Annotated in this window: 1 protein-coding gene; it reads right to left on the reverse strand. The window is 53.1% G+C overall.

Annotated elements, in window-relative coordinates; all coding sequences use genetic code 11:
* The coding region (locus H8S63_RS19775; protein WP_186927717.1) for a sigma-54 dependent transcriptional regulator at positions 1–778 on the reverse strand (778 nt) is incomplete at both ends.

Here is a 778-nt window from a genome sequence, read left to right on the forward strand (position 1 = left end):
CGCACGTTGCCCGGCCATGCGTGTGTCAGCAACGCTTTACGTGCTTCGGAACTGAACCCGCTCACGCTACACTCCAGCTCTCTGTTTGCCATATCACGGAAGAACTCTGCCAGCGGCATAATGTCTTCTTGACAGTCACGCAACGGAGGAACGGTTATCCCGAAGTCGTGCAGGCGGTACAGAAGATCCTGCCGAAAACGCTTTTCATTCACCGATACCTCCAAATCTTCATTGGTAGCAGCGATGATGCGGACATTGAAATTCCGGTCTGCCTTGTCTCCGACCGGGCGATACCGCCTCTCCTGTATGGCACGGAGCAACATCTGTTGGGTTTCCAACGCGAGGTTTCCTACCTCGTCCAGAAACAACGTGCCGCCTTCCGCCTCATGGAAATATCCTTTCTTGGCATTGTCCGCACCTGTAAATGCACCTTTGACGTGTCCGAAGAAAGCCGACGGTGCAAGCTCTTTGGAGAGTGAACCGCAGTCCACCGCCACAAATGGCTTGCCTGCACGTTTGCTCTTGTCATGCAACAGGTGGGCAATATGCTCCTTGCCCGTGCCGTTCTCACCAAATATCATCACGCTCATATCGGTGGCGGCTACCAGCCTTATGCGGTGCATGATTTTCTGAAAGGCGGAACCTTCACGGGCGAATATAGGCATACGGCGTTGTCCTGCCTGACGTTCTTTCAGTATGGAACGGATCAGGGGGACAAGTTTATCCTCCACAAGCTGTTTGGGAATATAGTCTATCGAGCCGAGTTTCATGCTTTCCA

The organism is Bacteroides sp. NSJ-39, assembly GCF_014287315.1.
In the GTDB taxonomy this organism is placed as follows: Bacteria; Bacteroidota; Bacteroidia; order Bacteroidales; family Bacteroidaceae; genus Bacteroides; species Bacteroides finegoldii.